The organism is Pseudomonas sp. F220 (assembly GCF_057813935.1).
In genome coordinates this window covers 176,248-189,497 of record NZ_JBVASJ010000002.1, presented here as the reverse complement: position 1 = coordinate 189,497, position 13,250 = coordinate 176,248, and the positions used below count along the sequence as shown (strand labels likewise).

The following is a 13,250-nucleotide window of genomic DNA, read 5'->3' as shown; positions in this document are numbered from 1 at the left end:
GCTGAACGACTATCTCCAGACTCGCGGTAACCCGGGCCGATCATCTATGATCGGTTCGACGCGTGTTCTTTTCCCTATAGAGCCTGAACAATGAATCAGAACGCTGAATATTCTGCGGTCAACGATGCTGTGCGTGGGCAATTCCTGCGCCGGGTCTGGCGCATGACTACGCCGTACTGGCGCAGTGAGGAGAAGGTCAAAGCCTGGACGCTGCTGATAGCCGTGATCGCACTATCGCTGTTCAGCGTGGCGATTTCGGTATGGATCAACAGTTGGTACAAAGACTTCTATAACGCGCTGCAAAAGAAGGACGACGCTGCGTTCTGGCAGTTGATTCTGTATTTCTGCGGGATCGCCGCGGTGGCCATTCTCGGGGCGGTGTATCGGTTGTACCTGACGCAGATGCTGACCATTCGCTGGCGGGCCTGGCTGACCGAACAGCATTTCGCCCGCTGGCTCGGCCAGAAGAACTATTACCAGTTGGAGCAGGGCGGTTACACCGATAACCCGGACCAACGGATATCCGAAGACCTCAACAGTTTTACCTCCAACACGTTGAGCCTTGGGCTGGGGTTGATCCGCACGGTGGTCAGTCTGGTGTCGTTCTCGATCATTCTCTGGGGTGTGTCGGGCAGTATCGAGGTCTTCGGCTACACCATTCCCGGCTACATGTTCTGGTGTGCGCTGGTGTATGCGGTGGTCGGCAGTTGGCTGACTCATCTGATCGGCAAGCGCCTGATCAGCTTGAACAACCAACAACAACGCTTCGAAGCTGATCTGCGTTTTTCCCTGGTCCGGGTTCGTGAAAATGCTGAGAGCATTGCGCTGTATAACGGCGAACCGAACGAGAACAAGCGGCTGAGTACTCGTTTCGGCATGGTCTGGCACAACTTCTGGGACATCATGAGGGTGTCAAAACGGCTGACATTCTTCACGGCCGGTTATGGGCAGATCGCAATTATCTTCCCGTTCATTGTCGCGGCACCGCGTTACTTTACCGGCAAGATCGAGCTCGGCGAGCTGATGCAAATCAACTCGGCGTTCAGCAACGTTCAGGAGAATTTCAGCTGGTTCATCACCGCTTACTCCGAGCTCGCAGCGTGGCGCGCCACCTGTGACCGGTTGCTGAGCTTCCACCAGGCCATGACTGACAACGAAGACCGGCCGCCGGCAATCGATGTACAGAGCCAGGGCGATGAGCTGAAAGTGCACAACCTGGGGCTGGACCTGGCTGACGGCCGTCATTTACTGGCCGGCGCCAACATGAGTGTTGCGGCGGGTGAGCGACTGATGCTCAGCGGCCGTTCCGGTAGCGGCAAAAGTACCTTGTTGCGTGCCATGGGCCACCTCTGGCCCAACGGTCACGGCAATATCCGCGTGCCGGCCCAGCGTTATCTGTTCCTGCCGCAAAAGCCTTATCTGCCCATTGGCAGCCTGCGCGAAGCACTGAGTTATCCACAGCCGGGTGACGTTTATCCTCACGAGCGTTACGTGCAAGTGCTGGAGACCTGCCGTTTACCGCACCTGATCCCGCGCCTGGATGAGAGCAATCACTGGCAGCGCATGTTGTCACCGGGCGAACAGCAACGCTTGGCCTTTGCCCGCGCGCTGCTCTATGCCCCGCATTGGCTGTACATGGATGAAGCGACCTCGGCGATGGATGAAGAGGACGAAGCGGCGCTCTATCAAGCCTTGATTCATCAGTTGCCGGGCTTGAGCATCGTCAGCGTAGGGCATCGCAGCAGCCTCAAGCGTTTCCACCCACGGCATGTGCGCATCGAGGGTGGTCACTTGGTTGAGCAAACAGTAACGGCGTAGGAGCTGCCGCAGGTTCGGGCTGCGTTCAGACGATCTTTTGATCTTGAAAGATCGTCGCCTACGGGATGGTGGTTCACAGGGGCAGTGATCGTACAACTCAGGTGAGCTATGATGCGAATCCAGCCGTTTGCCGAGAAAGATGTTCACCATGGAAAACCAGATCGACGCGCCACGCCTTCCACGCAAGCGCCGCAGCCTCGCGCAGGAACTGGTGACGGTACTGTCCGAGCAGATTCGTGACGGTCAGCTGCAGCGTGGCGACAAGTTGCCCACCGAGTCGGCGATCATGGAGGCTCATGGCGTCAGCCGCACGGTGGTGCGCGAAGCGATTTCCCGCTTGCAGGCCGCAGGGCAGGTCGAGACTCGTCACGGTATCGGCACCTTTGTGCTGGACACACCGAGCCCGAGCGGTTTCCGTATTGATCCGGCGACCGTGGTGACCTTGCGCGATGTATTGGCGATTCTTGAACTGCGCATCAGTCTGGAAGTGGAGTCAGCAGGCCTCGCGGCGCAACGTCGCAGCACCGAGCAATTGGCGGCCATGCGAGCGGCACTGGATGCGTTGAACGAAAGTGCAGCCCGTGCCGGTGATGCGGTGGCGTCGGATTTTCAGTTTCATCTGCAGATCGCGCTGTCGACTGGCAACCGTTACTTCACCGACATCATGACTCACCTTGGCACCAGCATCATTCCGCGTACGCGGCTGAACTCGGCACGTCTGGCCCATGATGACCAGCAGCACTACATGAGTCGTTTGAGTCGTGAGCACGAAGAAATTTATGAAGCGATTGCTCGCCAGGATTCGGACGCAGCCCGTGCGGCCATGCGCCTGCACCTGACCAACAGCCGAGAACGCCTGCGCCATGCCCATGAAGAGGCAGAGGCGCAGCGGGGGTAGGTGGGAGAGAGCACTGATCATTCCCACGCTCTGCGTGGGAACGATCATCAGCCAGTCTTTAGAATCGAACGATCCACTCTCACCGCCAGCGCTCCTGCGCCTGGCTTGGCGTTGAACGCCACATTCCCTTGCTCATCCACGCTCGCCCGGGCAATCGGTACGCCGTTGGCAAGCAGTTCCAGTGGTGCACCTTTGAGGGATTGGCCTGAGGCCAGTTCGAGGGTCAGATTAATAGTCATCAGTGATTTCCTTATCACGCGTTGCGGTCAATGAAGAGGGTGGTTTGCTTGTCGAGTGAGCCGATCAGCTCCGGTGAACCGCCTCTGAACTGCCGAAAGATATTACGGCCGGTAGCGTTGATAGCCGTATCCGCCGGCACGCTCAGTGTCGGCTGAAAGCTCTCGTTCAACTCCGCAAAAGCCGACCACGGGCCGATATAGGACTCGTTCAAGCCATTGGTGAAGCTGAAGGCATAACGCACGGCGTTGCCCGGCAACCAGTTGGGTTCGCTGGGTGTATGGCTCTGCCAGCCATCGGCCATGATGGTCGGCGCGACAGTAGGTGACTCCAGGTAGCCAGAAGGTTTGTTCGGTTTGTAGTCCTTGAGCAGCAGATAAGTGCTCCAGCCCCACCAATCACTGATCAGACGGGTGTCGTTGAGGTTGTTGACGTCGTTGCGGCGCATCACTTTGTCCCCGTCCATGACGAACAGTGGTGAGAAATTTCCGGACGGGTTTTGCGCGGCTTTCAGGTCTGGAATGTACTTCAACGCAACGTAGTTGGCAGGCTGCGGCGCAATACCACTGATGAATGCGTCGAAGACTTCGTCCGCCGAATGTTGCACGGCCAGTTTGACCAGTTTGCGGTTGGCGCCATCGAGTGTGTCGAAGTAGCGTTTATCGCCGTAGGCATGCCATTTATCACCCTGGATATTGCCCACATTCAGCCCGAATTTGCTGTCTTCATCGTGCATGAAACGGGTGATCAACGAACCCAGATCGCTCGGAGTGACGACAGCCGCCAGCTGTTTACGGGGAGCGCGAATGTGGCCGGCGGAAAACAGATCGGTCAAGAAGTGATCGGCAAAGGCGTTCATGGCGTAGGCCAATTCCAGTTGCGTGTCGTCGCCGCTGTTGTGGGCCAGCACCGCAAATTGAAGCGCTGCAGTATGCCCGGCGGTATAAGCCAGAAGTGCCCATTCACCAAAGTGGTCGGCGTTGTTCGCCGCTAGCTTGAGGTAGCGCCCCAGAGGAAACAGCGCCGAAACGAAACTGCCGCCACCGGTAATTTTGTTCCACTCCTCGGACAACGTATCACCTAGGGCGTCGTAGACTTCGTGCGGCTGCTTGCCGTCTTTGATTGCCTGGTTGGCGGCGACGATTTCCTTCTGCATGACGCTCAGGATTTGCCTGGCTTCGTCCTTTGCAGCAGGTAGTGCCGCCAGAGAGTTGAACGCTGCCAGAAAACGCTGAAGCCGATCGGCAGGTGTCGCACCCTCGCAAATCGGTTGGTCCGGGATGCCGTAGAAATCACCCCCCAATGCAACGATTTGTCCGTAGGTCAGCGCCAGACCATTGGGCAGGTGCAATTGCACCTGCCAGGCAGGAATGCCTGGTGCATCTTTAACGAAGTGGAGCAGGGTGCTGTCGCCGATAGCGGTGTGCTCGCCGCCCTCGAACCTTAGCGGTGGCGAGCCTTTGAGGCCATTGGTTGGCAGATTAGGGATCAGTCCCGATTTGTGAGACTTGATGCTGTGGTGGCCGGCGGCGATCAGCATCAAAGCGTCACCATCGCCCAAAACGGGAATGCCGCTCTCGGTAAAAAGGCCTTCCAGATCAGCAACGATTTTGCCGTCGTATTTCAAATGTTCCTGCGAATGGGCGTGTAGACCTGACATTTCTAGCTCCTTGATATGTCGTAGGTGTTTTCTCGATTAACTGTATGAATATACAGTTAATATTGATCATAGATGAAAACTTTCCTACGTCAAGAAGGTAATTTTTCCTACCTCGATCTCATATTCGACGATGAAATGCAGTTGACGATTATATTTTTAGTTGTACGATGACGTACGACATCAGCCAAGGCTGGCGTACTTTTTCATCACAAACTGCTTCCCAGGGTGTTCGAATAATGAATCCACAAGAACTGAAGTCCATCCTCTCTTCCGGTCTGCTGTCTTTCCCGGTTACCGATTTCAATGCCCAGGGTGATTTCCACCGCGAAGGCTATATCAAGCGTCTCGAATGGCTGGCCCCGTATGGCGCCTCGGCCTTGTTCGCGGCGGGCGGCACCGGTGAGTTCTTCTCCCTGGCGGCCAGCGAGTATTCGCAAGTGATCAAGACTGCCGTCGACACCTGCGCCACCAGCGTGCCGATCCTTGCCGGTGTCGGCGGTGCCACTCGCCAGGCCATCGAATACGCTCAAGAAGCCGAGCGCCTGGGCGCCAAAGGCTTGCTGCTGTTGCCGCATTACCTGACCGAAGCCAGCCAGGACGGCGTTGCCGCCCACGTTGAGGCAGTGTGCAAATCGGTAAACATCGGTGTGATTGTTTACAACCGCAACGTCTGCCGTCTGACCGCGCCGCTGTTGGAACGCCTGGCTGAGCGCTGCCCGAACCTGATTGGCTACAAGGATGGCTTGGGCGATATCGAGTTGATGGTGTCGATCCGTCGTCGCCTCGGTGATCGCTTCAGCTACCTCGGCGGCCTGCCGACCGCAGAGGTCTACGCCGCGGCTTACAAAGCACTGGGCGTGCCGGTTTACTCCTCGGCGGTGTTCAACTTCATCCCGAAAACCGCGATGGATTTCTATCACGCCATCGCCCGCGAAGATCACGCCACCGTCGGCAAGATCATCGATGACTTCTTCCTGCCGTACCTGGACATCCGCAACCGCAAGTCCGGTTACGCGGTGAGCATTGTCAAAGCCGGAGCAAAAATTTCCGGTTACGACGCAGGCCCCGTTCGCACCCCGCTGACTGATCTGCTGCCAGAAGAGTACGAAGCTCTGGCGGCCTTGATCGACAAGCAAGGTCCGCAGTAAAAAATTGACCAGGGCCGCTGAGCAATCAGCGGCCTTCGCGTGAGGAGATTGCCCGTGTCAGATACCAAACGATTCGATAACTACATCGGCGGCCAATGGGTCGCTGGCGCCGACTACTCGACCAATATCAATCCGTCCGAGTTGTCCGATGTCATCGGCGAATACGCCAAGGCCGATCTGGCCCAGGTACATGCCGCGATCGACGCCGCTCGCGCTGCGTTCCCGGCCTGGTCGATGTCCGGCATTCAGGCACGCAGTGACGCGCTGGATAAAGTCGGCAGCGAGATTCTCGCCCGTCGTGAAGAACTCGGCACATTGCTGGCACGGGAAGAGGGCAAGACCCTGCCCGAAGCCATTGGTGAAGTGTCCCGCGCCGGTAACATTTTCAAGTTCTTTGCCGGTGAATGCCTGCGCTTGTCAGGTGATTACCTGCCGTCGGTGCGTCCGGGCGTCAACGTCGAGGTGACCCGCGAAGCGCTGGGTGTGGTCGGCCTGATCACGCCATGGAACTTCCCGATTGCGATTCCTGCCTGGAAGATTGCTCCGGCGTTGGCCTACGGCAATTGCGTGGTGCTCAAACCGGCCGAACTGGTACCGGGTTGTGCCTGGGCGTTGGCAGAAATCATCTCCCGCGCAGGCTTCCCGGCCGGCGTGTTCAACCTGGTGATGGGCAGCGGCCGAGTGATCGGCGACGCCATGGTCAACAGCCCGAAAGTCGACGGCATCAGCTTCACCGGTTCGGTCGGCGTTGGTCGGCAGATCGCGGTCAACTGCGTATCGCGCCAGGCCAAAGTGCAACTGGAAATGGGCGGCAAGAACCCGCAGATCATTCTCGACGATGCCGACCTCAAGCAAGCAGTCGAGCTGTCGGTACAGAGCGCGTTCTACTCCACCGGCCAGCGCTGCACGGCGTCCAGCCGCTTTATTGTCACCGCTGGCATCCACGACAAGTTCGTCGAAGCCATGGCCGAGCGCATGCGTTCGATCAAGGTCGGCCATGCGTTGAAGTCCGGTACTGATATCGGCCCGGCGGTCTCGCAAGCGCAGCTTGAACAGGATATGAAGTACATCGACATCGGCCAGTCCGAAGGTGCGCGACTGGTCAGCGGCGGTGGCTTGGTGACCTGCGATACCGAAGGTTACTTCCTCGCACCGACGCTGTTTGCCGACAGCGCCGCCGAGATGCGCATCAGCCGTGAAGAGATTTTCGGTCCAGTGGCCAATATCGTTCGGGTGGCGGATTACGACGCGGCGCTGGCGATGGCCAACGACACCGAATTCGGTCTGTCAGCAGGCATTGCTACTACCTCGCTGAAGTACGCCAACCACTTCAAACGCCACTCCCAGGCCGGGATGGTGATGGTCAATCTGCCGACCGCCGGCGTTGATTACCACGTGCCGTTTGGTGGTCGAAAAGGTTCATCCTATGGTTCTCGTGAGCAAGGTCGCTACGCGCAGGAGTTCTACACCGTTGTAAAAACGGCCTACGTCGGTTCGTAATACGCACTACCCGTGTAGGAGCGAGCTTGCTCGCGATGCACTCGCAAACACCGCGGCATTCCTGATGCCCCGCGTTATCGTTGACGACCATCGCGAGCAAGCTCGCTCCTACACGGAAATACAAGATTCACCCGCGCATAAAAATAATCAGTGGGAGTACATCTACATGCAAGCGACCAAGCCGACGCATGTCCGCTATTTGATTTTGCTCATGCTGTTTCTGGTGACCACGATCAACTACGCCGACCGCGCCACCATCGCGATCGCGGGCTCCAGCCTGCAAAAAGATCTCGGCATCGACGCCGTCACTCTCGGCTATATCTTCTCCGCATTCGGCTGGGCCTACGTGGCCGGACAAATCCCCGGCGGCTGGCTGCTCGACCGTTTCGGCTCGAAAAAAGTCTATGCCCTGAGCATCTTCACCTGGTCGCTATTCACCGTGCTGCAAGGCTATGTGGGTGAATTTGGTGTTTCCACCGCGATCGTTGCATTGTTCATGCTGCGCTTTCTGGTGGGCCTGGCCGAAGCGCCGTCGTTCCCCGGTAACGCGCGCATCGTCGCCGCCTGGTTCCCTACTGCCGAGCGCGGCACGGCGTCGGCGATCTTCAACTCGGCGCAATACTTCGCCACGGTGATTTTTGCGCCGTTGATGGGCTGGATCGTCTACCGCTTCGGTTGGCAGCATGTGTTCGTGGTGATGGGCGGGATCGGTGTGGTGTTCTCGCTGATCTGGCTGAAAGTTATCCACAGCCCGCGCCAGCACCCGATGATCAACGAGGCCGAGTTCAAGCACATCGCCGACAATGGCGGTCTGGTCGACATGGATCAGGACAAGGGCAAAGGCAAGCGCACCGACGGTCCAAAGTGGGATTACGTACGCCAGCTGCTGAGCAACCGCATGATGCTCGGCGTGTACCTGGGCCAATACTGCATCAACGGCATCACTTACTTCTTCCTGACCTGGTTTCCGGTGTACCTGGTTCAGGAACGCGGCATGACGATCCTCAAGGCCGGTTTCATCGCCTCCTTGCCGGCGATCTGCGGCTTTATTGGTGGCGTGTTGGGCGGAATTATTTCTGACTACCTGCTGCGCAAAGGCCATTCCCTGACCTTCGCCCGCAAGGCACCGATCATTGGCGGTTTGCTGCTGTCCACCAGCATCGTCGCCTGCAACTATGTCGATATCGAATGGATGGTGGTGGGCTTCATGGCTCTGGCGTTCTTCGGTAAAGGTGTTGGCGCGCTTGGTTGGGCGGTGGTGTCCGACACCTCGCCGAAACAGATTGCCGGCCTCAGTGGCGGCCTGTTCAACATGTTCGGCAACATCGCTTCGATCACCACGCCGATTGTGATTGGCTACATCATCAGCTCCACCGGCTCGTTCAAATGGGCGCTGGTGTTTGTCGGTTGCAACGCGCTGGTGGCGGTGTTCAGTTACCTGGTGATCGTCGGCCCGATCAAGCGTGTGGTGCTCAAAGAGCCGCCGAGTAACGGTCCGGAACTTACCAAACTTTCTCAAGCTCACTCCTGAGGAGCGGCGTCATGCAGTTGATTGAACATTCCGACTCGCCGCGCTACATCCGTCTGCACGAGCGGGATAACGTGGTGATCGTGGTTAACGACCAAGGTGTGCCGGCCGGCACCGAGTTTCCAGACGGCCTGGTCACCGTGGACTTCGTCCCGCAGAGCCACAAGGTGACGCTGGTGGACATTCCAGAAGGCGGCCAGGTGATTCGTTACGGCCAGACCATTGGCTATGCCTTGCAGCCGATTCCGCGCGGCAGTTGGGTCAAGGAAGATCAACTGCGCATGCCCACCGCGCCACCGTTGGACAGCTTGCCGCTGTCCACCGATGTGCCCGCTGCGCAGGCGCCGCTTGAGGGCTTCACCTTCGAGGGCTATCGCAACGCCGACGGCACCGTCGGCACGCGCAATATTCTCGGTATCACCACCACCGTGCAGTGCGTGACCGGCGTACTGAATCATGCGGTCAAGCGTATCCGCGACGAGCTGCTGCCCAAATATCCGCATGTCGATGATGTCGTGGCGCTGACCCACAGCTACGGCTGCGGTGTGGCGATCACTGCGACCGATGCCTACATCCCGATCCGCACCGTGCGCAATCTGGCGCGCAACCCGAATCTGGGTGGCGAAGCGTTGGTCATCAGTCTGGGCTGCGAGAAGTTGCAGGCCGGGCAGGTGATGCATGAGAACGACAGGTCGGTGGACCTCAGTGAGCCGTGGCTGTATCGCTTGCAGGACTCCAGTCACGGTTTCAACGAGATGATCGAACAGATCATGGAGCTGGCCGAAACCCGCTTGAAGAAACTCGATCAACGTCGCCGCGAAACCGTGCCGGCGTCCGAGTTGATTCTCGGCATGCAGTGCGGCGGCAGTGATGCGTTTTCCGGCATCACCGCCAACCCCGCGTTGGGTTATGCCTCGGACTTGTTGTTAAGGGCGGGCGCGACGGTGATGTTTTCTGAAGTGACCGAAGTGCGTGATGCCATCTACTTACTGACCTCGCGCGCGCAAACCAAGGAGGTGGCTCAGGAGCTGGTGCGCGAGATGGACTGGTACGACCGTTACCTGGCCAAGGGCGAAGCGGACCGCAGCGCCAACACCACGCCGGGCAACAAGAAGGGCGGGTTGTCGAATATCGTCGAGAAGTCGTTGGGCTCCATTGTCAAATCCGGCAGCAGTGCGATTAACGGGGTGCTCGGCCCTGGCGAACGCTTCAAGCGCAAAGGCCTGATCTTCTGCGCGACGCCAGCGAGTGATTTTGTTTGTGGCACTCTGCAACTGGCGGCAGGGATGAACCTGCATGTGTTCACCACCGGGCGCGGCACACCGTATGGTCTGGCGATGGCGCCGGTGGTGAAGGTTTCGACCCGCACTGAACTGGCCCAGCGCTGGCCGGACCTGATCGACATCGATGCCGGACGTATTGCGACGGGGCGAGCTTCTATTGAAGAGCTCGGCTGGGAGTTGTTCCACTTCTACCTGGACGTGGCCAGCGGCAAGAAACAGACCTGGGCTGAACAGCACAAACTGCATAACGACATTACGCTGTTCAATCCGGCGCCGATTACCTGAGACCTGATGGGCGAGTTGCGTCTACCGGGAGTTAGCGGACAAGTTCGAAAACCACCCCTCACCCCAGCCCTCTCCCCAAGGGGGAGAGGGGAAAGGGAGCCGTTTTGTGGTGTTCCTAACGTTTCCGTTCAGCTCGACATCCCAGGTCGTAGCATGTCGAGAGGAACTCGCGGTCAGTCCCCTCGCCTCTTTGGGGAGAGGGCTAGGGTGAGGGGTGGATCTTTCTGATGTCGAAGATCTCCATATCTGACGTTGCTGCTATCTAGGTATTCAAATGGAATACGGTTTTTGAGCCTCTGCTGGCTTATCATTAGCCCCCTAACGACAGGCATAAGGTTCACCCGGCATGCTGGCAATTTTTCTCGAAACGTTGAACATCACCGCGCCGGTGTTTGCCATGTTGTTTTTGGGCGTATTGCTCAAACGCATTGATTGGATCAACGACAACTTTATCCACACCGCGTCGGCACTGGTGTTCAACGTCACCATGCCGGCGTTGTTGTTTCTCGGCATCTTGCATGCCGATCTGCATTCGGCGTTGCAGCCGTCACTGCTGATCTATTTCGCCATCGCCACGCTGGACGGTTTTGCCATTGCCTGGGGTTGGGCTATCTGGCGTTGTCCGCTGGAAGACCGTGGGATCTACACCCAAGGTGCGTTTCGCGGCAATAACGCCGTCATCGGTCTCGCCTTGGCTGCGAGCATGTATGGCGACAATGGGATTTCCCTCGGGGCGATTCTCGCGGGGCTGGTGATCCTGCTCTACAACACCCTCTCGACCATTGTGCTGGCGGTCTACAGCCCGGTGATCAAGACTGATCCATGGAGCATCTTTAAAAGCGTGCTCAGCAACCCGCTGATCATCAGCGTAATTGCCGCCGCGCCGTTCGCCTGGTTCCAGATTGGTTTGCCTCGCTGGCTGGAAACCTCCGGTGGGTATCTGGCACAGACAACGTTGCCACTGGCGTTGATCTGCATCGGCGGCACACTGTCGCTGGCGGCGTTGCGCAAAAGTGGTGAGCTGGCGTTGAGCGCTAGCCTGGTGAAGATGATAGGCCTGCCGATACTGGCAACCTTCGGCGCCTGGCTCTGCGGTTTTCGCGGGGCGGAATTGGGGATTCTGTTTCTGTACTTCGGCAGCCCGACTGCCGCTGCCAGCTTCGTCATGGCCCGGCAGGCCAATGGCAATCACGAATTGGCGGCAGCGATCATTGTGATCACCACGCTGATGGCGGCGGTGACCACCAATATCGGGATATTTGTGTTGCAGTGGGGTGGGTGGATCTAGGCGATAGATCTTCATTGTTCCTCAGGCCCAATCGCGAGCAAGCTCGCTCCTACAGAGTTACGCGGTCATTGTAGGAGCGAGCTTGCTCGCGATTGCGATGGGGCTGCCAAAACAGATTTTGGCTACTTACTCCGCTTTCTGATACTCATCAATCACTTCCTGCGCTGCACGGAACGCATCGATTGCTGCTGGCACACCGGCATACACCGCGCAGTGCAGCAGCGCTTCACGAATCTCTTCCACGGTGCAGCCGTTGTTCAGTGCACCGCGCACATGGCCTTTCAACTCCTGCGGGCACTTCAACGCTGTGAGGGCGGCGAGGGTGATCAGGCTGCGGGTTTTCAGCGGCAAGCCTTCGCGATTCCAGACACTGCCCCAGGCATGCTCGTTAACGAAATCCTGCAGCGGCTGGGTGAACTCGGTGGCATTGCCCAGCGCACGGTCGACGAAGGCATCGCCCATTACTTGGCGGCGCATTTCAACGCCGGCCGTTCTTGAAGGTGCAGGCTTGTTATCGGTCATTGCGATTCCCTCTTGTGTTGGCGACGCCAGGCGCGCAGTGACGTGAACAGCAAAAACGCCACCAGTGCCGGCAGGACGAAAAACAGCATCACGTGTTCAAGCTTGCCGGCCAGTGGCATACCGGTTGTAAACGACACCACGTGCAGCCCGTAAGCCAGGTACAAGCTCAGAAATAGCAAACCTTCGGCGCGGGTAATCCGGTAGCCCGAATAGAACACCGGCAGGCACAGCACGGCGACCCCGAGCATCACCGGCAGGTCGAAATCCAGCGCATTGGGTGACACGGATAAAGGTGTTGGCGCCACGAGTGCGGTGACGCCAAGAACCCCCAGCAGGTTGAACAGGTTGCTGCCGACCACATTGCCTACGGCAATATCGCGCTGACCGCGCAAGGCGGCGATCAGTGAGGTAGCGAGCTCCGGTAGCGAGGTACTGATCGCAATGATGGTCAGCCCAATGATCCGCTCCGATAACCCCAGGTCGGTAGCGACTTCGACCGCTGCACTGAGTAGCAGATGGCCGGCGTACACCAGCAGGGCCAACCCGCACAGCATCATCACCAGGCTGCTGAACCAGGGGGCGTGAGCCTTGGCCGTTCCATTGTCGTGGGTGTGTTGAGGGCGAGCGGAATGCCGGGACTGGCGCAGCAACAGCCCGAGATACAGCACCAGTGCCGTCAGCAACACCACCCCATCCAGCGGCGTCAGCTTTTCGTTGTAGGCCAGTACAAACACCAGCAGGCTGGCGCCGATCATCAACGGAATGTCCAGCCGCACCAGATGCCGAGAAACCCGCAGTGGAATGATCAGGGCTGACAGGCCAAGGGTGACAAGGACGTTGAATATGTTGCTGCCGATCACGCTGCCGACGGCGATGTCGGTGTTTTCCGACAAGGTCGCTTGCAGGCTCACGGCCATTTGTGGCGCGCTGCTACCGAAGGCGACGATGGTCAGGCCGATGATCAGCGGGCGGACTTTCAGCCGGGCGGCCAGGCGAACGGCGCCGCGGACCAGCAGTTCAGCGCCGGCGATCAATAGCACCAAGCCACAGAGCAACTGGATCACGCTGAGCAGCGGTAAATTG

The 13,250-nt window shown here is 58.4% G+C and carries 11 protein-coding genes; 7 read left to right on the top strand and 4 right to left on the bottom strand.

Translation table 11 applies throughout. The features are described from left to right. Positions 1–90 precede the first annotated feature (90 nt). Positions 91–1,818 (top strand): ABC transporter ATP-binding protein/permease, encoded by a 1,728-nt coding sequence (locus ACZYSM_RS02730; RefSeq protein ID WP_489068628.1) that lies wholly within the window; start codon positions 91–93, stop codon positions 1,816–1,818. Positions 1,819–1,966: 148 nt separating this feature from the next. Next, positions 1,967–2,716, top strand: a complete 750-nt coding sequence (locus tag ACZYSM_RS02725; protein WP_489068626.1) for a FadR/GntR family transcriptional regulator — start codon at positions 1,967–1,969, stop codon at positions 2,714–2,716. 47 nt (positions 2,717–2,763) lie between these two features. On the opposite strand, the gene ACZYSM_RS02720 is transcribed toward ACZYSM_RS02725, so the two are convergent. Next, positions 2,764–2,955 carry a hypothetical protein gene (locus tag ACZYSM_RS02720; RefSeq protein WP_489068624.1) on the bottom strand — a complete coding sequence of 64 codons (192 nt, stop codon included), beginning with the start codon at positions 2,953–2,955 and terminating at the stop codon, positions 2,764–2,766. A 14-nt stretch (positions 2,956–2,969) separates the two neighbouring features. Next, positions 2,970–4,613 (bottom strand): phospholipase, encoded by a 1,644-nt coding sequence (locus ACZYSM_RS02715; RefSeq protein WP_489068623.1) that lies wholly within the window; start codon positions 4,611–4,613, stop codon positions 2,970–2,972. Positions 4,614–4,849: 236 nt separating this feature from the next. Here ACZYSM_RS02715 and kdgD point away from each other — a divergent pair, with 236 nt between their 5' ends. The 5 genes from kdgD to ACZYSM_RS02690 all read left to right on the top strand — a co-directional run bounded on the left by kdgD (position 4,850) and on the right by ACZYSM_RS02690 (position 11,645). After that, on the top strand, positions 4,850–5,761 hold the full coding sequence (kdgD, locus tag ACZYSM_RS02710) for a 5-dehydro-4-deoxyglucarate dehydratase (protein ID WP_489068621.1): 912 nt from the start codon (positions 4,850–4,852) through the stop codon (positions 5,759–5,761). A gap of 54 nt (positions 5,762–5,815) precedes the next feature. Beyond that, entirely contained in the window at positions 5,816–7,261 is a 1,446-nt protein-coding gene (locus ACZYSM_RS02705; protein ID WP_489068619.1) for an aldehyde dehydrogenase family protein, read from the top strand. A 64-nt stretch (positions 7,262–7,325) separates the two neighbouring features. Then, the gene (locus tag ACZYSM_RS02700) at positions 7,326–8,792 is read left to right on the top strand and encodes an MFS transporter (RefSeq protein WP_489068617.1); all 1,467 of its coding nucleotides are present in this window, start codon (positions 7,326–7,328) and stop codon (positions 8,790–8,792) included. Between the two features lie 11 nt (positions 8,793–8,803). Then, complete coding sequence (gene garD / locus ACZYSM_RS02695) at positions 8,804–10,357, top strand: galactarate dehydratase (RefSeq protein ID WP_489068615.1); 1,554 nt, start codon at positions 8,804–8,806, stop codon at positions 10,355–10,357. 346 nt (positions 10,358–10,703) lie between these two features. Beyond that, the gene (locus ACZYSM_RS02690) at positions 10,704–11,645 is read left to right on the top strand and encodes an AEC family transporter (protein WP_489068613.1); all 942 of its coding nucleotides are present in this window, start codon (positions 10,704–10,706) and stop codon (positions 11,643–11,645) included. A 126-nt stretch (positions 11,646–11,771) separates the two neighbouring features. Here the strand turns inward: ACZYSM_RS02690 and ACZYSM_RS02685 are convergent, their stop codons facing one another. Continuing rightward, positions 11,772–12,167: a carboxymuconolactone decarboxylase family protein gene (locus ACZYSM_RS02685; RefSeq protein WP_489068611.1), complete on the bottom strand. Its 396-nt coding sequence runs from the start codon at positions 12,165–12,167 to the stop codon at positions 11,772–11,774. Beyond that, entirely contained in the window at positions 12,164–13,231 is a 1,068-nt protein-coding gene (locus ACZYSM_RS02680) for a calcium/sodium antiporter (RefSeq protein WP_489068609.1), read from the bottom strand. The genes ACZYSM_RS02685 and ACZYSM_RS02680 overlap by 4 nt, the downstream gene beginning before the upstream one ends. Between the last annotated feature and the right edge of the window lie 19 nt (positions 13,232–13,250).

Excerpts from the sequence above, each read along its gene's own strand:
- ACZYSM_RS02730 (WP_489068628.1), top strand. The coding sequence starts at position 91 with ATGAATCAGAACGCTGAATATTCTGCGGTCAACGATGCTGTGCGTGGG.
- ACZYSM_RS02725 (WP_489068626.1), top strand. The coding sequence starts at position 1,967 with ATGGAAAACCAGATCGACGCGCCACGCCTTCCACGCAAGCGCCGCAGC.
- ACZYSM_RS02720 (WP_489068624.1), bottom strand. The coding sequence starts at position 2,955 with ATGACTATTAATCTGACCCTCGAACTGGCCTCAGGCCAATCCCTCAAA.
- ACZYSM_RS02715 (WP_489068623.1), bottom strand. The coding sequence starts at position 4,613 with ATGTCAGGTCTACACGCCCATTCGCAGGAACATTTGAAATACGACGGC.
- kdgD (WP_489068621.1), top strand. The coding sequence starts at position 4,850 with ATGAATCCACAAGAACTGAAGTCCATCCTCTCTTCCGGTCTGCTGTCT.
- ACZYSM_RS02700 (WP_489068617.1), top strand. The coding sequence starts at position 7,326 with ATGCCCCGCGTTATCGTTGACGACCATCGCGAGCAAGCTCGCTCCTAC.
- garD (WP_489068615.1), top strand. The coding sequence starts at position 8,804 with ATGCAGTTGATTGAACATTCCGACTCGCCGCGCTACATCCGTCTGCAC.
- ACZYSM_RS02690 (WP_489068613.1), top strand. The coding sequence starts at position 10,704 with ATGCTGGCAATTTTTCTCGAAACGTTGAACATCACCGCGCCGGTGTTT.
- ACZYSM_RS02685 (WP_489068611.1), bottom strand. The coding sequence starts at position 12,167 with ATGACCGATAACAAGCCTGCACCTTCAAGAACGGCCGGCGTTGAAATG.